General features: G+C 61.5%; 20 protein-coding genes. 5 read left to right on the top strand and 15 right to left on the bottom strand.

All coding sequences use genetic code 11. The annotated features are described in order from the left end of the window. Nucleotides 1-2: 2 nt before the first annotated feature. The 8 genes from LQ232_RS16265 to LQ232_RS16230 form a co-directional block, all read right to left on the bottom strand. Complete coding sequence (locus tag LQ232_RS16265) at nucleotides 3-689, bottom strand: START domain-containing protein (protein WP_230181413.1); 687 nt, start codon at nucleotides 687-689, stop codon at nucleotides 3-5. 383 nt (nucleotides 690-1,072) lie between these two features. After that, nucleotides 1,073-1,627 (bottom strand): FlhC family transcriptional regulator, encoded by a 555-nt coding sequence (locus LQ232_RS16260; protein ID WP_230181412.1) that lies wholly within the window; start codon nucleotides 1,625-1,627, stop codon nucleotides 1,073-1,075. Nucleotides 1,628-1,641: 14 nt separating this feature from the next. Further along, on the bottom strand, nucleotides 1,642-1,965 hold the full coding sequence (locus LQ232_RS16255) for a hypothetical protein (RefSeq protein WP_230181411.1): 324 nt from the start codon (nucleotides 1,963-1,965) through the stop codon (nucleotides 1,642-1,644). Between the two features lie 321 nt (nucleotides 1,966-2,286). After that, on the bottom strand, nucleotides 2,287-3,348 hold the full coding sequence (locus tag LQ232_RS16250; protein ID WP_230181410.1) for a DUF932 domain-containing protein: 1,062 nt from the start codon (nucleotides 3,346-3,348) through the stop codon (nucleotides 2,287-2,289). A gap of 281 nt (nucleotides 3,349-3,629) precedes the next feature. Further along, a complete protein-coding gene (locus LQ232_RS16245) occupies nucleotides 3,630-4,637 on the bottom strand; it encodes a toprim domain-containing protein (protein WP_230181409.1) in 1,008 nt (335 codons plus the stop codon). A gap of 156 nt (nucleotides 4,638-4,793) precedes the next feature. Continuing rightward, nucleotides 4,794-6,392: an ATP-binding protein gene (locus tag LQ232_RS16240; RefSeq protein ID WP_230181408.1), complete on the bottom strand. Its 1,599-nt coding sequence runs from the start codon at nucleotides 6,390-6,392 to the stop codon at nucleotides 4,794-4,796. A 70-nt stretch (nucleotides 6,393-6,462) separates the two neighbouring features. After that, on the bottom strand, nucleotides 6,463-6,780 hold the full coding sequence (locus LQ232_RS16235; RefSeq protein WP_230181407.1) for a hypothetical protein: 318 nt from the start codon (nucleotides 6,778-6,780) through the stop codon (nucleotides 6,463-6,465). A 55-nt stretch (nucleotides 6,781-6,835) separates the two neighbouring features. Continuing rightward, nucleotides 6,836-7,357, bottom strand: a complete 522-nt coding sequence (locus LQ232_RS16230) for a hypothetical protein (protein WP_230181406.1) — start codon at nucleotides 7,355-7,357, stop codon at nucleotides 6,836-6,838. Nucleotides 7,358-7,837: 480 nt separating this feature from the next. On the opposite strand from LQ232_RS16230, the gene LQ232_RS16225 reads away from it, so the two are divergent. The 4 genes from LQ232_RS16225 to LQ232_RS16210 all read left to right on the top strand — a co-directional run bounded on the left by LQ232_RS16225 (nucleotide 7,838) and on the right by LQ232_RS16210 (nucleotide 11,605). Beyond that, nucleotides 7,838-8,575, top strand: coding sequence for a DUF1845 domain-containing protein (locus tag LQ232_RS16225; RefSeq protein WP_230181405.1), 738 nt, complete (start codon nucleotides 7,838-7,840; stop codon nucleotides 8,573-8,575). 403 nt (nucleotides 8,576-8,978) lie between these two features. Then, nucleotides 8,979-9,227, top strand: coding sequence for an AlpA family transcriptional regulator (locus LQ232_RS16220; protein ID WP_230181404.1), 249 nt, complete (start codon nucleotides 8,979-8,981; stop codon nucleotides 9,225-9,227). Nucleotides 9,228-9,429: 202 nt separating this feature from the next. Then, the gene (locus LQ232_RS16215; protein WP_230181403.1) at nucleotides 9,430-10,371 is read left to right on the top strand and encodes a site-specific integrase; all 942 of its coding nucleotides are present in this window, start codon (nucleotides 9,430-9,432) and stop codon (nucleotides 10,369-10,371) included. Nucleotides 10,372-10,375: 4 nt separating this feature from the next. Continuing rightward, on the top strand, nucleotides 10,376-11,605 hold the full coding sequence (locus tag LQ232_RS16210; protein ID WP_230181402.1) for a DUF1173 family protein: 1,230 nt from the start codon (nucleotides 10,376-10,378) through the stop codon (nucleotides 11,603-11,605). 47 nt (nucleotides 11,606-11,652) lie between these two features. Here LQ232_RS16210 and LQ232_RS16205 read toward each other — a convergent pair whose 3' ends face one another. Beyond that, the gene (locus LQ232_RS16205; protein WP_230181401.1) at nucleotides 11,653-12,714 is read right to left on the bottom strand and encodes a DMT family transporter; all 1,062 of its coding nucleotides are present in this window, start codon (nucleotides 12,712-12,714) and stop codon (nucleotides 11,653-11,655) included. Then, entirely contained in the window at nucleotides 12,711-13,331 is a 621-nt protein-coding gene (locus LQ232_RS16200) for a class I SAM-dependent methyltransferase (protein WP_230181400.1), read from the bottom strand. The genes LQ232_RS16205 and LQ232_RS16200 overlap by 4 nt, the downstream gene beginning before the upstream one ends. Nucleotides 13,332-13,359: 28 nt before the next feature. Between LQ232_RS16200 and LQ232_RS16195 the strand changes: the two genes are divergently transcribed. Continuing rightward, entirely contained in the window at nucleotides 13,360-13,587 is a 228-nt protein-coding gene (locus LQ232_RS16195; RefSeq protein WP_230181399.1) for a hypothetical protein, read from the top strand. Between the two features lie 174 nt (nucleotides 13,588-13,761). Here the strand turns inward: LQ232_RS16195 and fliQ are convergent, their stop codons facing one another. The 5 genes from fliQ to LQ232_RS16170 all read right to left on the bottom strand — a co-directional run bounded on the left by fliQ (nucleotide 13,762) and on the right by LQ232_RS16170 (nucleotide 19,861). Continuing rightward, the gene (gene fliQ / locus LQ232_RS16190) at nucleotides 13,762-14,031 is read right to left on the bottom strand and encodes a flagellar biosynthesis protein FliQ (RefSeq protein WP_230181398.1); all 270 of its coding nucleotides are present in this window, start codon (nucleotides 14,029-14,031) and stop codon (nucleotides 13,762-13,764) included. 92 nt (nucleotides 14,032-14,123) lie between these two features. Beyond that, nucleotides 14,124-15,389: a TolC family protein gene (locus tag LQ232_RS16185; RefSeq protein ID WP_230181397.1), complete on the bottom strand. Its 1,266-nt coding sequence runs from the start codon at nucleotides 15,387-15,389 to the stop codon at nucleotides 14,124-14,126. Then, nucleotides 15,386-15,688 (bottom strand): DUF3240 family protein, encoded by a 303-nt coding sequence (locus tag LQ232_RS16180; protein ID WP_230181396.1) that lies wholly within the window; start codon nucleotides 15,686-15,688, stop codon nucleotides 15,386-15,388. Before LQ232_RS16180 ends, LQ232_RS16185 begins: the two co-directional genes overlap by 4 nt. After that, nucleotides 15,681-18,794 (bottom strand): efflux RND transporter permease subunit, encoded by a 3,114-nt coding sequence (locus tag LQ232_RS16175; protein WP_230181395.1) that lies wholly within the window; start codon nucleotides 18,792-18,794, stop codon nucleotides 15,681-15,683. Before LQ232_RS16175 ends, LQ232_RS16180 begins: the two co-directional genes overlap by 8 nt. Next, nucleotides 18,794-19,861, bottom strand: a complete 1,068-nt coding sequence (locus LQ232_RS16170; protein ID WP_230181394.1) for an efflux RND transporter periplasmic adaptor subunit — start codon at nucleotides 19,859-19,861, stop codon at nucleotides 18,794-18,796. Before LQ232_RS16170 ends, LQ232_RS16175 begins: the two co-directional genes overlap by 1 nt. Nucleotides 19,862-19,951: the final 90 nt, after the last annotated feature.

The raw sequence follows: 19,951 nt of genomic DNA, 5'->3' as shown, positions 1-19,951 counted from the left end.
GCTCACTGCGGCAGTTTGATCTTTTGCATGGACAACTGTGCGAACGGGACTTTGTCCAGCACGCTCAGATCAACCTTGCCCGGTGTCTCCAGCCGTGTGCGCAGATTGACCAATGTCTTGGCCGGCAAATCGGATGCAACCATGTTGGTCACGAAGGCCGGAATGTTCCCGGCTGGATCGGCCATGCCTTCCAGTTGAACCTCGGTCTCGTCGGCCGAGATGGGTTTGACCGTGAAGCCTGAATACAGGGTTTGGATGCGAACGCGATCCTTCTTGGTCGGAACGCGGTGCTGCTCGGCACTTTTGGCCGTGATGGCCACTGCCAGGGTCTGGGGATCTTGGTTGACGGTGACTCGGGCGACGGTGTCACGGTCGTCGGTGGGCCAGACCCCTTTGATCCAGATGTAGCAGTACGAACTGTCGGGGTTGTCTGTTGGTAAGGTCGAGTCTTCGAGCATGTTGTAGAACCACTCGGGGAAGGTCTCGCGCACCAGGATGACTGCCAGCACGTTCTTCATGGGCGCCTTGATGCGCGTCACGCCTTTGAAATACTTGAGGGATTCACCAGGTTCGCTCTTTGAGTAGAGCTGGACACCGTTGGTCTCTCCTGAACTCTGCCAATCGGCGGCAGAGGCCCCGATCGAGCCGAATGCAATGAGGATGGCGGCAAAGCAGTGGGAGAGGCGCATGGGAGGTCCTTTGCTGACGATCGCAGAAATTGTCTGACGACGAATTGACTAGGTTGTCGTGCGATCAGACCGCAATCGCACTGTCGATGGGCTACGACACGGCATCTGGCCGACCATCGCGCCACGCAAGCATGGCTTGGCCGACATCCGCACCTGCCTCTTGGCCGATGCTTCCCCTGTAAGTATTTGCTGCCAACGTAACCCTGTCGCTGCGAAGTCTAAAAGCAAAAGGGGGCAATTGCGAGGAATCCAGCCCCGAGGGGGCGTTGGGCGACAGCAACGTCGGTTGCCATCTCCTCATGCCCCCAATCCGGCCCAGTGGTGTGTCGGACGTAGACCAGTTGGCATGTTCCGCGCGCGATTTCCGCCTGACTATCGCGCGATCAGGCGGCGTGACGGGGAAATGATGCTTGCAAGCGGGGATCGGTGTCGTAGCGCTGAATCAGTTTACAGAAAGGGCATTCGTCGCTGGCAGGGGCCAGGGTACCAATGGCGGTCATGAACCTGCTGCTGCACACCGGGCAACTGAGAATGTCGAAAACGGGTGTGGGCGTCAGCCAGATCCCGTCGGTGTGCGAGGCCAGGTCGAAAGCCCGGTCGAAGCTGATTCGGTGCGGACCCTGGCAAATGGCCTGGTAGCCGCGGTAGGCGCTGATCATGGACTCGCCCGCGCTGAATCCGGTGTTGCGCAAGCGGTGGTAGATGGCGATAAAGATGGAGGCCTCGGCCCTGGCGATCAGGTTGGCACCGTGGTACCACTCCAGGGAGTTGGGCGGTCGGCCGCGCGGTATTGCTTGCGGGTCGTTGAAGAAGAGACGCTGAACGTCCCTCGGGTTCAGGCCGGTGATGTGGTGGATCGTGCGAACCCGTGCGCCCAACACGGCGCAGTCCTGGCCCAATTTGATGGCGCTGAGCTGCCGGTCGGCGCGCGTTGGCATCGCGGATCCGTGGATCAGCAGTGATGGGTGAGTGCCAGAGCGGGTGAGGCGGGCAACGGTCTTGGCGGATGAACCGCCGCAAGAGGAGCCGCCAGCGCCGCCGGTGCCTTGAGCAACGTGAGGAAATCTTGACGCGGAGGGAACAGGGTGCTCTGTCCGATGCGGATCACGAGAGACCACAACTCATCGTGGTTCAGGGCGCAGAGGTGATCGGCTTGGGCCGCATCAAGCGCGAACTTGAGGCAGGTTGATACCCGGTCTTGCGCGATACCCAGTCTGATGGCTTGAAGAATGTACAGATTGGTCAGTTGCACGTCGGTGAATTTAGTGGCGCTCATGGTCGGTCCTGTGGGTTGACCCGAATGGGGCATGGTGGCAATGCGGGTGAATGGCTGTCTTTTGGCTGGGCATATGGTTCATTCTTGATGTGGGTAAGGGCAGTTTCAGCTTACCCATCAAGTCCCATCTGAATCAAGCGCTGCGCCTGAGATCTACCTGCTTGCCATCCGCAACACCCCGGCATGTCTGCCGTATTCAACAGCCATGGTTCAGAAGTTGTTCAACGAACTGGCGCAGATGGCAGAAGCCATGCGAGGGCGTTCGTCCAGCCCATGAAAAAACCACCGGGCCTTGAGGCACCGGTGGTTGTGAAGGCCGCCTTATGCGGCTTGCGCCAGTTCTGTCCACTCCTTGGTGGGCAACTCGATCAGTTTGCCGCCCAGTGCTTCGAACTCGGTGGCGCGGTCATAGTCCTCGACCTCTTTTGAAAAGTGCGTGACCGCGTTGACCAGGCCGTATCCCGACAGGTCCCCCTCAGAGATCAGGTGACGCAAGACGCCCGCGCGCTCCGTGTCGTTGAGCGTGAAGCGCTGCGCCAGTACCTCGACCGTTTTGACGGGGTTGCCCACCAGTGGGATCTGCAAGGTCTTTTGCATCTTCTGCGCGGCCTGAAGGAAGGTCGCCTCAGACACTGCTGCCTGCACCACGTCACGCACCTTCAAGAAGAAGGCCTTGTCGTCAGCCTGCAAGGTGTCGTCCTTGAACACGGTGATATTCTCGTCCGAGCCCAGCGCCCGTCCGACATGGGTCTTGCGCAAGGCGCGGTCCGAGGCAATCAGGCCGTTGCGGCACACCAGCCGGAAAAGCAGCGGCTGAACGGACAAGGTGCCTTGCCCGACCTCCGAGTTGGAGATCACCACACCGGCCTGCACCACATCGCCGGGCGCCATCTCGACCTTCAATCGCGGCGTGACGCACTTGAGGTACATCCGCGTCTCGGTCAGTTCCACCGATTCGAAGCGCACCTCTGGCAACTGCTGCAGGATGGGCAGCACGCTTTCGGCCAGGTCGAAGTTGTCCAGCCTTCGATAGCGGTCCGACAGCACGGCACGGACGTTACCGTCCAGCGTGCGGATCATGCGCCGGTCGTCCTCGCTTTGCAGCCATGTGTTCACATTGCGGTCCAGCAGGACCGGTTGCTCGGCCCGCATGCGCTCGAAATACGCATAGGGGATCTTCAGCTTGTCGGCCAACTGGCGGCGTGCCAGCGGCATGACGCCGTAAGGCATTGGCTTTCCGCTCTCATCAATGACGAGCCGGGTCTCGCCTCGGTCATCGGTGTCGTGACGCAGCAGCGACGAGGGGACCACGAGGTCCTTCTTCGAGTGCAACTGGCGCTCCAGTTCACGGGCCAGGTCTGCAAGGGAACGTCCGCTTCTCATATCAAGCTCCTACTCTGAAAAGAAAAGCGGGGACGGCATGACCCACTGGCGGGGATGCACATCCCCGCCAGGGTTGATGACGGATCGGGCCTAAGCCGATCCACACAGGGCGCGATGACTTGCGCTTGAAACTCCAGGGCTGTCTTTGCCCTGCATGACGCAGGGCCTGGTGTGACAGCAACCAGTTGGGAAACCTTTTCGCCGCCACCGTCACGGTTTTAGACCGGCAGTGGCGCTGAAAAGGCGGGGGCGGCTTCTCAGCCGCGCCCCGTCGATAACGGCTATCGCGCTTCGGATGCTTCCTTGGCGCGCGCCAGCCACACATCGGCCCAATCGGTGCCGGCCGTCTTGGGCATGAACACCCGTACCAGACGTGGCCCGGTCTGGCGTTGCTGCTTCTTCAACCGGCGTGCGAGCGCGAACGCGAAGGCCTGACCATCGAAGTCGGCATCCGCGTCGTTGTCGGCGTAGATGCAGATGCTGCGCACCGAGTCGGGCAACCAGAGCTTTTCCAGGTTGCCCGCGCTCAGTCCTGCCCACACCGGCTTGCCGGTGGCTAGGTGCACGGCGATGGCCGTCTCGATGCCTTCTGCGATGGCCAACTCTTCGCTTGCATCGAACAGGCGCACCGCGGCACCGTTGATGCCAGAGGACAGCACCTTCTTGGCGTCCTTCATCCCGGCCTTGTGCCCGTCCTGAAGGTAGGTGCGGTGCAAGGTGACGGCATGCCCGTCCGGTCCCTGAATGCAGGCCAGCATGGCGGCGTACTCGGCCACCTTGCGGGGCTTGCCGCTGCCGTCCTTCTCGTAGTAGCCCAGAGCAGGATGCATGCGCAGTACCTTGGGGTAGCTGGGCAGGGCCAGGCCACGCTGGGCCAGATAGCTTTCCACCTCGTCGCCCGCTGTGATGGGCCTGGCTTCATCCCAAATTCGCTTGGCCAAGGCCTTCATGCTGGATGCCGATGGCTCCTGCGCGGCGGTGTGCCGCTCGGCGGGCACGCTGCCCACGCAACGCTCCACTTCGACCAGGGCGCTGTTGAAATCCAGACCCTTGACGGCCTGCAGCAGCTTGAAGCCGCCGCCCGCGCCACAGCCTCGGCAGTGGTAATTGCCCTCGCCGAACCTGTCGGTGTACTGGAAGCGGTCCGTGCCGCCGCACAAAGGGCAGGGCTGGTTGCGCTTTTTCAGGATGTGCTCGCCGACGCCCAGGCTGCCGAGGATCTCTGTCCAGCGGCCGTGGGCACGGCGCTTGATGTCCTCGATGCGGGCCGCGTATTCATGGTTTTGCATGAAGATCTCCGTGATGGATGAACCCACCTGGCGACAGGCCCAACCCATGGAGCGGGCTCGATGTGTCTGCCGTGGGCGAACAGGCGGGACAGGCCCCTCTTTGTGATGAGGCCCCATCCCGCGCGGTGACCGATGGCTGGCGGGCCAGCTCATGGGTCAGTCAATCAATTCAAGCGAGTGACCAGGCGCCGTGCCGGTCCCCACCGTCAGTTGGAAACACTTGCCGTGCAGCAAGGGGTACTTGCCCAGCCGCAACTCCTGCAACATCGAGTAGAGCGTCTGCACCGGATCGACCGAGCGCAAATGGCGGATCAGATCGGCCAAGTTTTCGCGGTCAGCTTCGAGGTCGCTCTCCATGAACTGCTCGTACTCGTTCATAAAGTCCGAGGCCTGGCGCACCGCTTCACCACTGTGCTCACCCCGAGGGATGTAGAGGCAGTCTTCGTGGAATAGGCCATCGTCCGTGATGACGACGCACTCGTCGCCCACCTGGATCTTGATCGCCTCGCAGAGGACCACGGTCGGCCAGATCCACCGGCCTTCCATTTGTGTGCGGTGCTGCTCGGCCACCACCTGGACATCCAGTGGCTCGTCTTCCAGGAGGCGCAGGTGGCGTTGTGCCCAATGGCCCGCGTCAAGCCCGAACGAATCGATCAGCACATGGCTCTGGGCTTGTGCCAGCATCCAGCGCGCTGTATTTTCTTCATTCAGCCAATCGAGGATGACCAGGGTGACAAGGCCGCTTTCCACGTCTTGGCGCTTGATCGGGACCTCCAGGCGTTGCACATAGTCGATCGCACCGCTGTGGCATTGAATGGGGTAGGCCGAGATCAGGCTGCACAGCTCGCACGGCAAGACATCCAAGTCGTTGAGCAGGTCCAGGTGGCCCCATGAACGCATCGCCGCATAGAACATGTCGGCGAATCGTTCAGGCGCAATCCGCACCTTGGCGGTTTCCAGGACGCGGCGCCAGTCGGCCTTCAGCTCGGCATCGATGCGCTTGCGCTGCACGTCCTCGTCGATCAGCTTGTCTCGGTCCGGCAAGCGGGCCATGAACTGCGTTGAATCCAGATGGACCACATTGACCTGATCCACCGCAATGTGAATCGGCTTCATCACGCAAAAACCCTGCAGGAACACCACCGTGTGGTGGTTGTGCAGGCCATCGTGCGTACCGGTGAGGTAGACCTTGCCCATCGGGCTGTCTGTCATCTCCAGATGGTCTTCGGCCAAGCGCCGCTGCAAAGGATCACCGTTGAACAGGACGGGGATCGGGAAGCCCAGGCACAGGGTCTCGATGCGCGACGCCAGGTCGGGCAGATCCACACCGTGCAACTCGACCTGCGTGCCGATGACGGCGTCGTCTGCCTCCGTCTGAACGACATTGAATGAGGCCCGAGCCAAGGCGGCGGCCGTGTCGATGTCTACGCGCTGGTTGCCCGATGCGATGACACAACGCGAAGCCGCGTAGAGGCACTTGGAGAAACCGATACCGAAGGGATGCTCGCTTGTGCCGGTGGCTGTATCCCAGCCAGACTCGTGAAAGCTCAGGAGCTTTTGGAAATCGTCGATGCCGCAGCCGTTGTCGTTGACGCACAAGACCTGAACGGCCGGGTGGTAGTTGATCTCGATGCAGGTCGCGCCAGCGCGGCGCGCGTTTTGCAGCAGCTCGGAGACGAGCGTGAAGCGATCGGTGAAGGCATAGCGCTGGTTGCGCAGGGCGCCTTCTTCATTGATTTGAACTTGGATGTGCATGATGTTTCTCCATGAATGCAGGCGGACCCTGGCCCCAGCGGGGCAGGCCCGCCAAAGGGTGAAGAGGAGGTCAGCCGGGATGGCGGACCGAGGGTGTGAAAAGTTGCCCCGCGCGCAGGGCTTCGACCACGCTGTGGTCGAGGAACTCATGGGGCAGTTGATGCTGTGAGCACAAGACTTGCCCCTGGTCACCCAAGCGTTCAACCTTGATGCCCATCGGATGCCATTGCACCCGGTAGGTCAGCCAGTCAGCGCCAGCGATGACGAAGATGCGGCCAGCCTGGCCGGTGAGGATTTCGCTTTCCTTGACTAGGAACTCGATGTCCCTGGGTTCGTGGACGGGCAGCATGGGGACGGCTTGCCTTTGGATAAATGCTGCTTGGTGCATGGGATGCTCCTTTCATTGAGGCAGTGCGGCGGATCGACCCTTGGGGCCTACTGAGTCAGATGAACAGGTCGCCTTGGTCGGCCATCTGCTTGAGCTGCTCGTTGATCCATTGCGGGTTCTTGGCCAGGCGGGCCTCGACCCACTGCGGATTGCGGCTGATGGCCTCGCGCACCCAATGCGGATAGCGTGCCAGCGACGCGGCCAGCCAGGGCTTCAGGCTGTTGCGGATGTGGTCGCGGATGTCTTGCGCGTCCACGAGGCCGCAATAGGCGATCGGAGAGAGCGGGCTACAACCGACCACGCGCAGGCAGCTCACGAACGAGAAGGGCTGATGGTCCTTCTCGCGCTCGGTGAAGACCCAGCGCAGCGTGTCGAACTTGTCTTCCAGCGGCGTGGCCGGATCGGCCAGTTGGGTGATCTCTTGCAGAAGCCGCCAATGCAGGAAGACGATGTCTTCCTCACTCCAGTCGATGTGCTCGGATTCGTCGTCGAACCAGGCGTTGGCAGCCGGGCTGTCGGGCAACAACCCGGTCGATGCGACCAGGGTGTTGATGAGGGATGTGCTCTTGTGTGGCATCGTGGTCTCCAATGGATGGTGGAGGCGCGGTGCACCACAGAGGAGGGCGAGGCCCCCACTGGGTGATGAACGGTCGGTGGTGAACCGACGGTGATGAGATGACTCCAGGGCTGGCTTGAGCGGACGGTTTAACCGTCCGGGATCGGTGTGCCAGCAACCGATCGAAGAAAGCTTTCGGGGGGAGGGCGCAAAGAGGTTTTCTTGACCGCGCCGTGCCCTCACCTCGGAAGCCGCTTCGACGGCATCAAGACGGTTTTCGCCGTCTGGGATCTCATCAACTCCTGGGCTTGCCTGGTTTGAATGCAGGGCCAGCTGCTGCATGTGGCCAAGGTAGTTCCAGTGCCAGGCGTGGTCAAGAGGCATCGGCGGCAAAACAGGGGCTGGCGTCGAAAGGGGCCAAAAATGCTGGTCATTCCCGGTGGTGATGCCATGGCGCGGTTTGCAAGATGGTGGTGACCCAGCCATCCAGGGGAGCGCGACATGCCCGACACACAGATCGTCAAGATGGACCAAGGCGGCGTCAACGCCCGCATCCTGGCCAAGGAAACCAAGGCCGATTTCCGCCGCATCGAGGCGGCCAGTGTGAAGATGCCCACACGCTTCACCAGCGCGGAGGGCAAGCGCTTCTTCGTTCGTCTGTTCAACACGCTGCAGCTCAACACCCATTTCATCTCGGTGATCGCGCGCACACGGCTGGACCACGATGACATCGCCAAGGTCGAGGCCACCATCCGGGGGCAGTTGGACGCCGTCAACGACAAGCTCAATGACGCCATCGACGCGGCTGAGGCGCTGTTCAAGGCGCATGGCATCACCAGCGTGGCCACTTACGACACCGTGCCCTTGGCGGTCGAAGTGGGCGTGCTGTCGTCCTTTGGCCGCCGCTACCTGGAGGTGCTGGGCAAGTTGGACCAACTGATGCCGCTGCTGCAGACATTGGAGATTCACGAGGTCATCACGGCCCAGGCGGTGGACGTTGAGCGCGCGGCCCTCAAGCGCCAGGTGCGAGACGTGGCCAATGGCGCGCGCAATTTGGCAAGTGGCTTGCGGCGTCGCATGAACGTCTTGGAGGGGCGTGGTCCTGGGGCGGGCAACACAGACGGCGGCAAGCAGGCAGACGATGTGGCACTGAGTGACCGCCACTTGGAGCAGGACATTGGTGAACTGGCGATACCCGAGATTCAGCTTGTGTCCGTCGAGCCTGCCGATGAGGAATGATCGGTGCGCACGAGATGAGGGAATGGCACAGCAGACGCCACGCACAACGGACCGACATTGCCGTCGTTTGACGTGGAACTTTTCCTGACATCCTTGCTGCTCACCATGCGCTCCAATATGGTGTCAACAGTCCCGTGCCCTGAGCGCTGAAACGCCAACTTTGAACGGGGAAATCCGCCAGCTTGTGGCGGCGTCGCAGTCGTTACCTGCCAATGAGGATGTTTGGCGTCCAGTGACGAACGCCTTGTTTTTCTAGATGAACATTCAAACACGGTTCGCCCGGAACGTCGGCCGTGCAAGACGGAGTCAAGCGTTCCTCGCGGCTGGCGCAAACCTGACCTAGCGCGACCGTTACAGAGCAGGTCATGTCCTTTTTCGGCGAACACCGAGACAAGGCGAGATCATGCGACAAGTCAATCACACCGCCAAGCTGGCTGTGACCGCTATTCCCTTTCCCAATTCTCTGGACATGCCAACAACCGGGTTTCATAGGCAAGTTCAAGTACTGAAACTGGTCCCCTTCTCTAAATCGACGCTGTGGCGGCGCGTAAAAGAAGGGACTTTTCCAAAGCCGCTGAAATTATCTGATCGTGTGACAGTTTGGCGGGTGGAGGACATCAAACTGTGGATCGACCAACAGGGCAGCAGTTGACGCACTGCTGCCCCCTCAAATGAGTGCTTCAAAGGATGCGAGGCGTCCGTCATGCTGTGATGTTGGGTAGTCGCTGCACCCATTCATCCTATGCGGAAAGCCCCGTTTTGGGGGCGGCGCTTGGGGGTAAAAATGGGGAGCGGCAGAGCATGAAATCAACGATAAGAGCAATGGACGGGGACAGGCAAAGTGGAAGAGTGCCATGTCATGCGAAGAAAATTCAGAGGCGGATAGAGACACCGTTTCACAGTCGATTCAAATGTTCAAAGCAGTGGTCAACGGCGAAACCTACGAAGCCGTTGCCGAACGCTTCTCGATCTCCCGGACGGCAGTCGAACGACGGATCAAAGCGATTGCAGTGAAGCTAAGTCAAGTTGCGGACATTGATGGCTTGAATGAAGACGGCGCGGCATTCGTGCGGCGACTGCGTTTACATCGTGATGCCATCATGCTGGCGCTAGCCCACTTCGATCCCAGGCGCATTGCCGGGTCGCAGGTTCTTCGCATCGTATCGCTCGAAGAAATCGCTCTGGCTGGTAGGCGCATCAAGGCACGAAGTGGGCGACCGTGGCATGACCTTGCCCTGTTCTACCTGATTTTTGCCACCGGCGCCCGTCCCCTGGAAATCGCCAGGCTGGAGGTTCGGGACTACCTGAATCCGGATGGAAGTGTGCGTCGTGCCTCTGAGATGCGTGCAGAGGTAGCCATCACGGGGAAGGCGAGACCCCTTTATTTTGTCAGCACACGGCTGGATGAAGCCTTGGGTTTCTATCTGGACGAACGCCTGAAAGACAGGTTTGGCATCGGCGATGCGAAGGCCTATCGCGGTCTGGACCCGGCAAGCCGACTATTCATGTCTGTCACTGGCGACGGATTCAAGATCACACGCTACGGAAATGCTGACCAGCGTCGCTTCCTGTGTCGGCCGATTCTCGAGACTTACAGGAAGCTGTTTCGATATGGCGATCTACGGGGCGTGACAGCGCTTGCCGTTCGGAGGTCGGTAGTCGCACGCCTTTACGAGCGCGGTGCTGATGAGGATGCTGTGGGGCTCATTCTGGGTATCAGCGAGCGCAGTGCCGTGCGCGAGTTGCTGGCCCGCCCCAAGCCTACAGCAGAGCAGCTACTCAGTGATCTGGTCTGACATCATGGCAGCATCACCCGGGTCGGAGGCCACCCCGCAACGGTTTTCGATCAAAGGACGCGTGGTCAATGACAGTGCGCCGACGCTCCAGACGCATTTAACAGAGGTGTACGACACCCCCGAACGTCCACGCTGCCTGTGCGTGCCTGGGGGTGTCGAGATGTATGTGGCACGGCACCGGCAGTTCGTGGTCAAGCGCATGCCCGGCACCGGCAGCAATCACCATCCGTCCTGCCCTTCGTTCGAGCCAGAGCCACAGCAGTCGGGCCTGGGCGAACTGGTAGGCGAAGCGGTGCTGGAACTGGTGCCGGGCCAGATCCAGTTGCGCGTGGACTTTCCATGGACAAGGACCGTGGGGCCCAGCGTGCCCCGAGGTGAACCCCAAGAAGCGGCGGAGGTAGAGGCGCCCAAGCGGCGGATGAGCTTGCGTGCCTTGATGCACTTCTTGTTCGAACGGGCGGGCTTCAACCGATGGAGCCCTGCGATGGAAGGCAAACGCAACCAGGGCGTGCTGCACAAGTACCTGCTTGGCGCTGCCGAGGATGTCATGGTCAAAGGGGTGGCGCTGAGCGAGCGCCTCTATGTGCCCGAAGCCTTCAACGAAGCCACCAAGGCACAGGCAGCGCAGCGTCGCAGGGACAAGCTGGCCGTGTTGCGGCCCCATGAAGGCCAAAGCCCGTTGGCCGTGGTCATTGGTGAATTCAAGACCAGCGAGGCGACCGCGCTCGGTCGGCGCTTGTGGATCAAGCACATGCCCGATGCACCTTTGTTGGTGGCCACGAAAACCTGGGAGCGGATTGAGCGCGTGTTCGCCCCCATGTTCGAGGCACGTGATGCGGACAACGGCTACACCGTGCGTCTGGTCTTGGCCGCGCTGATTCGTGCGCGACGGGAGCACACCTATGAGATTGATGCCGCCAGTTTGATGTTGACCAGCGAGCACTGGATCCCGATTGAGGGTGTCCACGAACTGCCTCTGGTGCATGCCTTGGTGGCGCAACAGCGCCGCTTTGTCAAACCTCTGCGCTACGACGCCAAGAGCGCAGGCCCGTTTCCCAATGCCTTGCTGTTGGACGTGGGGCCGGTCCCCGTGCCTTTGTACGTCCTCAGTGATTTCATGCCACCCAAGGATCGAGTAGAGAAGGAGCGTGCGGCGCGGAAGTCCGGCCTGTCATCATGGCTGTGGTTGAGCAGCGAGGCCATGCCCGGTCTGCCGGAGCGATCGGTGCCGTAGACCGATTGATCGGTTCAACGGTGCAGCAGGGTTTAACGCACACAGGCTCATGAATGAGCGTGCCGGTGGTGGATGTCAGGAAAATGCGCGTGACGATGCGCCAACTTCGCATGTTCATGAGCATGACTGTGCGGTTCTTCGCCGTCCCAATCGAACGCATGCGCGTGTTGGTGGTGGTCATCGTGACGGTGGCTGTGCTCATGAGTCAGCACTGCATGTTCGTGTTCATGCGCATGATGCTCCGTGAGGTGCAGCCAGACGCCGACGGCCATCAACACGGTGGCCGACCAGAAAAGAGTGCTGGTCGGTTCACCAAACACGATGATCGAGATGGCAGCCCCCACGAACGGAGCGGTAGAGAAGTATGCCCCGGTGCGCGCGGTACCCAAGCCACGCAATGCCAGCACGAACAGCACCAAACTCAGTCCATAGCCTAAAAATCCAATCAGCATGGCGGATGACAACAAACCCGCGGATGGCCAGGTTGCGCCAAGCGCCAAGCCAAGACCTGTGTTGACGCATCCGGCGACCATGCCTTTGCTGCCAGCGATGAACAGTGCGTCGGATGCGGAGATTTTGCGTGTGAGGTTGTTGTCGATGGCCCAGGCCAGGCACGCACCCGCCAATGCCATCGGTCCGATGCCGGAGGTGGACGAATCGCCTGTCGGCCAGGCCAGCACCGCTCCCCCCGCCACGATCATCACCATGCCCAACACAATGCGGCGGTCTGTGCTTTCCCGAAAAACCAGCCAGGCCAACACGGCGGTCAAGACCGACTCCAGGTTCAAGAAGAGGGAAGCGGTGGAGGCTGCCGTGTGAGACAGTCCCACCATCAGCAGCAGCGGGCCCAGTACCCCGCCAAACGCGATGGCAGCCAGGAGCCATGGCCACTCCTGATTGGGCAGGTCGGGCCGTGTCCAGCCTTTGTCTCTCAGCAGGCGGACCAATGTCAAACCCAAGCCGCTGCCCAGGTAAAGAAGTCCAGCCAGCAAAAATGGCGACGAGGTGGCGGTATTGGCACCCAAGAGTTGCTTGGCAAATGGCGTGCTGGCCCCGAACAGGATGGCAGCCCCCAATGCTGGCCAGGCGGCCCGATGCAGGGCACTCATGTGGGTTGCTTTCGGCACATGCAGTAGATGAACTGTTGTTCGGTGCCAAAGGGTGTGTGATGCACCTGCTCTTCGTGGGCCAGCATGGTGAAGGACTCACCGAACTCAGCATGCAGTTGATCCGGTGCGTAGCGCATGACGGGCAGGCCGCTGCATTGTGTCGGGCCGTTGCTGCCAAAAGTGGCCATGATCACATGACCACCAGGTTTGAGTGCGCGCAAAACCTGTCGGACGTATGTCGCTCGGTCTTCTGCGGTGGTGAGGAAATGGAAAACGGCGCGGTCATGCCAGAGGTCAATGCTTTGAGGCTCGAAGGTTGCGCGGGTGATGTCTGCCTCAACCCATGTCACGGATGCCCCATGCACGCCCACGCGACGGCGGCTTTCTGCCAAGGCGGCAGCGGACAAATCGAGCACGGTCACATGGGTGTAGTCGTCGTTCAGCAGGTCATCGACCAAGGTTGAGGCACCACCGCCCACGTCGATGATGGCCGCATCACGGCCCAGGCCACTTGAGCGGATCAGCCGCATTGACATGTCGGCATGCGGCTGAAACCAGCTCACGCTGTCGGGCGCCTTGGTGGCATACACCTTTTCCCAGTGATCTTTGTTTTGCATGTTTTGCGCTTTGGTGTGTCCAGCCCAAATGGGTGTGTTGCTCAGTTTTTGGTTCGGCCTCCATGGCCGCAAGCCCTTGCAAGATGCCGCACGACTGGACGGCATGCTCGCTTCGACATCGCTGGCTGAAGGTGGCCAATTGCAGCTTGAGGTGGTTGCGATCCCGTATGCGCTCATCGACCTGGGAGATGTGCTGATCTACGGCTGTCTTTACAGTGTCGCATTCATACTCACTTTGGTCCGATCGCACCAATAATGGTAAATTTTATCGCTGCTCATCTCCAGTGCTCTGCACTTGTTGATGAAGTGAAGCTGCTCGACGTGCTCAGCCTGTACACCCGAAATTTGTCTGCTGCGGGAGCAGTGTGCGGGCTCCGATGCGGCGTCGCAAGTGATTGTCATTGCTCGGGAATGCCAATGATCGGCTTTTTTAAGTCACCACGGCTGGAATCGAGGTCAACACGCTTTGCAGATATTCGACGAGCATGGTGATCATCCACGGGCCAACGATGGCCAGCACGGCTGCGGCCGCCAGAATTTTTGGCACGAACGACAATGTGGATTCATTGATCTGAGTGGCCGCCTGCACGATGCTGACCAGCATGCCGACCACCAACACCACGAGCAGTATTGGTGCCGACACGGTCAGCAAGACGTGGAAGGCTTGTTGGCCAATGGTGAGAACCTGTTGTGAGTTCATGACGTGACCTCGTGAATTGGGGTGATATGCGCTGGTGAAGCTGGCGTTGAGTGACCGAACCAGAGGCTGGTGGGCCGCCGGGGGCCTGTAGTTCAGTCCTCCTGCGGTGCCCACAGGAGGTGCGCATCGATGAGCAGGCGGTAGTGCCAGCGCAGCGCTTCCACGCGAGACTGTTCTGCTGCCGTTGACGCATCGAGGGCCTGCCGTCGGGTCAGCAGCAAGGTCTGCAGGTCGGCCTCACCCAAGGCGTAGGCACGCTGCATCAGCCGGGCACTCTCAAACGTGGTGCTCAAGCCTTGCGATGCCAGGCGCCAGCGCTCCAAGCCCCCAGTGGCTTCCATATAAGCGTCTACCACTTCTGCGTCCTGTTCACGCCGTTGGGTTTCCACCTTGGCTCGTGCCGCTTCAGCCTCTGCCAGGGCCTGTTGCATTCGCTCGCTGCGGTAGCTGCCCGACAGCGGGATGCTCAGGCTCAGGCCTATGATGCGTTCGGTTCGGGACGCCTCGGATGCGGTGTACACGCCAACGGTCGGATCGGGAACGCGGTCGGCCTTTGCCCTGGATGCTGTCAGTTCCGCCTTCTTGAGCAGGCCTTCGGCAATTTTGAGAGGATGGCTCTCGGCAAGGATGCGTTCCCGCCATTGAGGCAGGCCCATGTCGAGCGCGGTGGGTTCGGCCAGAGGCTTTGTCTCGTACTTCAGGACCGGGAATCGAACAGAGAGCTTGGCCTTGGCCTTGGCTTCGGCCGTGGTGGCGGCGCTGAGTTGCCGCTGTACCTCAATGAGGTCGGCGTGGGCGACATTGAGGTCGAGTGACGAGGCGTCACCCGCCTTGCGCCGCTTCTCGACAGCCTGCTCGCTGGTCTGTGCAAAGCTCAGTTGTTCTGCCCAAAGCACTCGCTGGCGGCTGGTCGCCAGCGCATCGATCCACAGGTCGGCCAGTGCGCGCGCCGCTTCATGCCGGGCATCATCGAGTTGAGCCTGACTGATCGCGAGGTCGCTGTCACCGGTCTGAGCGTCAATGGCCGCTTTGTCTCCGATCCGGATCGTTCGCTCCAGGGCGGCATTCCACTCGCTGGAATGGCCACCTTGGTCGTACCGGCGGCGCTGGGCCGAGAGCCTGGTCGTCCATTCGTTCGGCCCGGCGCGTAAGGCGGCGGCACCATGGCCTGCGGCGCTGAGCGCGCGGCGAGCGTCGATGACGGCCGGGTCTTGGTCGATGCTCTGACGGGCGAGTTCGGCCGAAGGCAGATCAGTTGGTGCCGCTCGCTCACCGGCCCATGCGGTGCGCATGGCTAACGGGCAGAGCACCAAGCCAACGACGGACATTCCCGTGGCGATGGTTTTCCAGCGCATCATGCGACTTCTCCTTCGATGGAAAGTGCCGAAGCCCAATAGCGCAGGCCGGTGCCCTTGAAACGCTGTTTGAGCAGTTCGATCAGGTCTTTGAGCGCTTCGTCGCCGGTGATGATTTGCACCTGCACGGACCGGCTTCGGCCCATGACCTTCTCGACGCTGGACAGGCGCCCATGCGCCGTGCCGTGGCTGAATGTGGGCGTGCTGGTGAAGACCTCGCCTTCGACGTTCGTCAGCAGGGTGTCCAGCAGTTTTTCTTCGATCTCGCGGGCGCAGATCACCGTCAAACAGAATTTAGACATGGTTCAGCTCCGTCGCGTTTTGCGCGCTGGGGTCGGTTTGGGCCTTCGCATGCGCGAAGCGCAGGTAGAGGATGGGCAGCAGGATCAGCGTTAGCGCAGTGGCGCTGATGAGCCCGCCGATCACGACGATTGCCAGGGGCCGTTGGATCTCCGAGCCCGGTCCCGTGGCGAACAGAAGCGGGATCAGCCCGAAAGCCGTGATCGATGCTGTCATCAGCACGGGCCGCAGTCGCCGCTTGGCCCCTTCGGTCACGCAGTCCGCCGGCGACAGGCCTTCGGCATGCAACTGGTTGAAGTAGCTGACCAGCACGACGCCGTTGAGCACCGCAATGCCCAGCAGCGCGATGAACCCGACCGAGGCTGGCACCGACAGATACTCGCCTGTGACCCACAGCGCCACGATGCCGCCGACGAGCGCGAAAGGGATGTTGCTGAGCACCAGCAAGGCCTGGCGTACCGAGCCGAAAGTGGAAAACAGGATCAGGAAGATGAAGCCGATGGCCAGTGGTACAACGAGGGCCAGGCGTGCCGCCGCGCGTTGCTGGTTCTCGAATTGCCCGCCCCAGGTGATCGTGTAGCCGATTGGCAGCTTCACCGCCGCCGCCACACTGGCCTTTGCATCACCGACGAAGCCGACCAGGTCCCGGCCGGTGACGTTGGCGATGACCACGCCATAGCGACTGCCCATCTCGCGGTCGATCTTGACCGGGCCGGTTTCGCGCTCCAGTTTGGCCAGCGTCTGCAGCGGCACGCTCTGGCCGTCCGCCGACATGATGCTCAACGAGGCAAACTCGGCAGGCGAGACCTTCACCGCGTCAGCGCCGCGTAGCACGATGGGGATGCGCCGGTTGCCATCGATCACCGTGCCGGCTCGCTGGCCTTCGATCTGCACCCTCAGGGCGTCCTGCACGTCTTCTACCGAGAGCCCGTAGCGGCCCGCCACGAGCCGGTCGACGACCACCCGCAAGTACTGTACTCCGTCGTTTTCTACGGTGTACACATCCTGGCTGCCGGGCACCTTCTTCATCACCGCTTCGACTTGGCTGGACAACTCATTCAAGGTTTTAAGGTCGGGCCCGAAAATCTTGATCGCCACATCGCCGCGCACGCCGATGATCATCTCTGACACCCGCATGTCGATCGGCTGGGTGAAGCTGTAGCTGATGCCTGGCATTTCGTCCAGCACGGTGCGGATCTTGGCGATCAAGGCTTCCTTGTTGGCCAGCTTCCATTCAGCGCGCGGCTTTAGCACCAGGAAGGTGTCGGTCTGGTTCAGCCCCATCGGGTCGAGGCCGATTTCGTCGGACCCGGCACGCGCCACCACCCCGGTGATCTCCGGGATGTTTTTCATCAAGGCCTGATGGATCTTCAGGTCGAGCGCGGCGGTCTGCTCCAGGCTCACAGAAGGCAGCTTCTCGATGCCCACGATGATGTCGCCTTCGTCCATTTCAGGCAGGAAGGTCTTGCCGACGAAGGTGTAGACCACTGCGGCGGCAGCGAGCATCACGCCCGCCACGATGAAGACGACTGTCTGGTGGCGCAGTGCCCAGTCGAGTGTTGGCTCGTAGGCTTTCAACAGCTTGCGTGGCAGCCAGGGCTCTTCGTGCGAGACCTTCTTGAGCAGGAAGGAGGACAGGACCGGAATGACGGTGAGAGAAAGCACCAGCGAGCTGATCAGGGCGAAGACGATGGTCATTGCCACAGGCACGAAGAACTTGCCCTCCAGGCCCTGCAGTGTCAGCAAAGGCAGAAATACCGTGATGATGATCAGAATGCCCGCGGCAACCGGCACCGTCACCTCACGCACCGCGCGGAACACCACATGCAAAAGAGGCAACCTGGCCTTGCTGTTGTCATGGCTGACGTGTTGCACGATGTTTTCGACCACCACGACAGCAGCGTCCACCAGCATGCCCAGCGCAATCGCCAGTCCTCCCAGGCTCATCAGGTTGGCCGACATGCCCGCCAGCTGCATCATGATGAAGGTGCCCAGCGCCGCGAGGGGCAGCACGACGGCCACGGCCACGGCGGCGCGCACATTGCCCAGAAAAGCGCCCAGCAGCACCAGCACGATCAATGTGGCTTCCATCAGGGCCTTCGAGACCGTGCCGACGGCTTTTTCAACCAACCCCGCGCGGTTGTAGAACACCTTGAGTTCGACCCCCTTGGGCAGGGCCGGTTTGATCTCGTCGAGTTTGCGCGTGACCCCATCGACGACCTTCTGCGCGTTGGCCCCGGCCAAGCCGAGCACCAACCCTTCCACGGCTTCACCGCGTCCGTCTTGAGTGACCACGCCGTAGCGCGTCACCGACCCATCGCGCACCGTGGCGACATCGGCCAGGCGGACCGTGTGCCCGTCCTTGCTGTTGACGATGATGGCGCGCAGATCGTCCTTCGTTTTCACGCTGCCTTCGCTGCGAACCAGCAGCACCTCGTCGCCTTCGCCCAGGCGGCCAGCGCCGTCGTTGCGGTTGTTCGACTCGATCGCCGCCTTGAGCTTGGCGGTGGACAATCCCACAGCCGCCAGTTTGGCTGCATCAGGCACGACCTCGAAACTGTGGACCTTGCCGCCCAGCGCATTCACATCAGCCACGCCCGCCACGCCACGCAAGGCCGGGCGGATTACCCAGTCGAGCAAGTTGCGCTTTTCCTCCAACGACATGCCTTCGGCTTCCACGGTGAACATGAACATCTCACCCAGTGGGGTCGTGATGGGCGCCATGCCACCGCTGATGCCGCCGGGCAAGTCGGCGATGATGTTCGACAATCGCTCGGCCACCTGTTGGCGGGCCCAGTAGATGTCGGTGCCATCATTGAAATCAACGGTGACATCGACCAGCCCGTATTTGGAGACGGAGCGCAGGATGCGCTGCTGGGGGATGCCGAGCATCTCGACCTCGATTGGAATGGCGATGCGGCTCTCGATCTCCTCGGGCGTCATGCCCGGCGCTTTCATGATGACCTTGACTTGTGTGCTCGACACGTCGGGAAAGGCGTCGATAGGCAGGTTGCGGAAGGCATACCAACCGGCTCCGGCCAGCAAGGCGGCGGCGAGCATGACGAACAGGCGCTGGGACAGCGCGAATTGAACCAGGCGGGTCAGCATTAGTTGCTCCCGCTTTTGCCAAGCCAGGCGGCCTTGAGCGCGATGACCGAAGTCACGGCGAGATCCTGTCCCGGTTTGAGGGGCCCCTGCACCTGCACTGAGGTGCCAGCGCTGTTCAAAACCGTGACTTGCTGCGCCAGAAAGCCCTTGGCGGTGCGAACGAAGACGTAGGCCTTGTCGCCCTGGCGCACCACCGATTGAACCGGCACCGGCCAGCTGGGCATGTCTGTGCCCGAGGCCTTGGCGAAGGGCACCTGCGCCTGGACGTATTCACCGGGATGCAGCAGAGTGGCGCCCTTGTTGACCTGGGCGCGCAGAATGACAGTCTGGTTTTCGCTGACCATGGTGCCCACACTCAGCGGGGTAGCCGTGGCATCTCGATCGACCACGGTGATCTGTCCGCCCTTGATGTCGACCTGCGTTCGGCGGTCAGCGGGGACCTGGATGTCGAGCCACAATAGCCGGGGGTCGGCGACGCGTAGAAGGGCGTCGGCCTGTGCCACGCGCTGGCCCGATTTCACGGCCAGCGACAGCACCGTGCCGGCCGCCTTGGCGTACACAGTCAGGCCGTCCTGCAGCGTTCCGCCCGCAGCGATCTTGCGGATGCTGCCGGAGTCCAGGCCCGCCAGCCTCAGCGCGGCCTCGGCTTGCTGCAGGCGCGCCCGGTCTTCCTCTGCGGCCCCCTCGGCCTCTTGTACGCGCCGCTCCGGGATGATGCCGTCGGCGAACAAGGTCCGCTCGCGCTGCATGGTTTTCTGCGACAGACGGCTCTTGCTTGCCGCTTCCATCAGCTTGAGTTGCAACTCGCCCAGTTCTGGGCTGATCAGGCGCAGCAGGGGCTGGCCGCTCTTGACAGCGTCGTTCTCGCCGACCAGGACGCGATCCACCAGCCCGGCCAGTGGCGCGCTGACCACTTGCTCTTGGGATGGTGGCAGCACGACGCGGGCGGGATAAGCCTGACCCCGTATGTCGCTTGGCTGTTCGAGGCGTTGCAATGTGATGCCTAAGCCCTGCATCTGTGCGGGGGTGACCGCAAATTCATCGGCAGCCTGGACTGGCGCGATCATGGCGAAGAATGCGCAAAGAACGAGCGCAGGGGCGACGCGACCAGGCGCGCGCCGAGACAAAAGGCGATGCATAAAAGAGCTCCACGAATG

It is taken from the genome of Aquabacterium sp. CECT 9606, assembly GCF_918741295.1.
GTDB lineage: Bacteria > Pseudomonadota > Gammaproteobacteria > Burkholderiales > Burkholderiaceae_C > Aquabacterium.
This window is presented reverse-complemented; position numbering and strand designations above follow the sequence as displayed.

Excerpts from the sequence above, each read along its gene's own strand:
- LQ232_RS16265 (WP_230181413.1), bottom strand. The coding sequence starts at position 689 with ATGCGCCTCTCCCACTGCTTTGCCGCCATCCTCATTGCATTCGGCTCG.
- LQ232_RS16260 (WP_230181412.1), bottom strand. The coding sequence starts at position 1,627 with ATGCCAACGCGCGCCGACCGGCAGCTCAGCGCCATCAAATTGGGCCAG.
- LQ232_RS16255 (WP_230181411.1), bottom strand. The coding sequence starts at position 1,965 with ATGAGCGCCACTAAATTCACCGACGTGCAACTGACCAATCTGTACATT.
- LQ232_RS16250 (WP_230181410.1), bottom strand. The coding sequence starts at position 3,348 with ATGAGAAGCGGACGTTCCCTTGCAGACCTGGCCCGTGAACTGGAGCGC.
- LQ232_RS16245 (WP_230181409.1), bottom strand. The coding sequence starts at position 4,637 with ATGCAAAACCATGAATACGCGGCCCGCATCGAGGACATCAAGCGCCGT.
- LQ232_RS16240 (WP_230181408.1), bottom strand. The coding sequence starts at position 6,392 with ATGCACATCCAAGTTCAAATCAATGAAGAAGGCGCCCTGCGCAACCAG.
- LQ232_RS16235 (WP_230181407.1), bottom strand. The coding sequence starts at position 6,780 with ATGCACCAAGCAGCATTTATCCAAAGGCAAGCCGTCCCCATGCTGCCC.
- LQ232_RS16230 (WP_230181406.1), bottom strand. The coding sequence starts at position 7,357 with ATGCCACACAAGAGCACATCCCTCATCAACACCCTGGTCGCATCGACC.
- LQ232_RS16225 (WP_230181405.1), top strand. The coding sequence starts at position 7,838 with ATGCCCGACACACAGATCGTCAAGATGGACCAAGGCGGCGTCAACGCC.
- LQ232_RS16220 (WP_230181404.1), top strand. The coding sequence starts at position 8,979 with ATGCGACAAGTCAATCACACCGCCAAGCTGGCTGTGACCGCTATTCCC.
- LQ232_RS16215 (WP_230181403.1), top strand. The coding sequence starts at position 9,430 with ATGTCATGCGAAGAAAATTCAGAGGCGGATAGAGACACCGTTTCACAG.
- LQ232_RS16210 (WP_230181402.1), top strand. The coding sequence starts at position 10,376 with ATGGCAGCATCACCCGGGTCGGAGGCCACCCCGCAACGGTTTTCGATC.
- LQ232_RS16205 (WP_230181401.1), bottom strand. The coding sequence starts at position 12,714 with ATGAGTGCCCTGCATCGGGCCGCCTGGCCAGCATTGGGGGCTGCCATC.
- LQ232_RS16200 (WP_230181400.1), bottom strand. The coding sequence starts at position 13,331 with ATGCAAAACAAAGATCACTGGGAAAAGGTGTATGCCACCAAGGCGCCC.
- LQ232_RS16195 (WP_230181399.1), top strand. The coding sequence starts at position 13,360 with ATGGGTGTGTTGCTCAGTTTTTGGTTCGGCCTCCATGGCCGCAAGCCC.
- fliQ (WP_230181398.1), bottom strand. The coding sequence starts at position 14,031 with ATGAACTCACAACAGGTTCTCACCATTGGCCAACAAGCCTTCCACGTC.
- LQ232_RS16185 (WP_230181397.1), bottom strand. The coding sequence starts at position 15,389 with ATGATGCGCTGGAAAACCATCGCCACGGGAATGTCCGTCGTTGGCTTG.
- LQ232_RS16180 (WP_230181396.1), bottom strand. The coding sequence starts at position 15,688 with ATGTCTAAATTCTGTTTGACGGTGATCTGCGCCCGCGAGATCGAAGAA.
- LQ232_RS16175 (WP_230181395.1), bottom strand. The coding sequence starts at position 18,794 with ATGCTGACCCGCCTGGTTCAATTCGCGCTGTCCCAGCGCCTGTTCGTC.
- LQ232_RS16170 (WP_230181394.1), bottom strand. The coding sequence starts at position 19,861 with ATGATCGCGCCAGTCCAGGCTGCCGATGAATTTGCGGTCACCCCCGCA.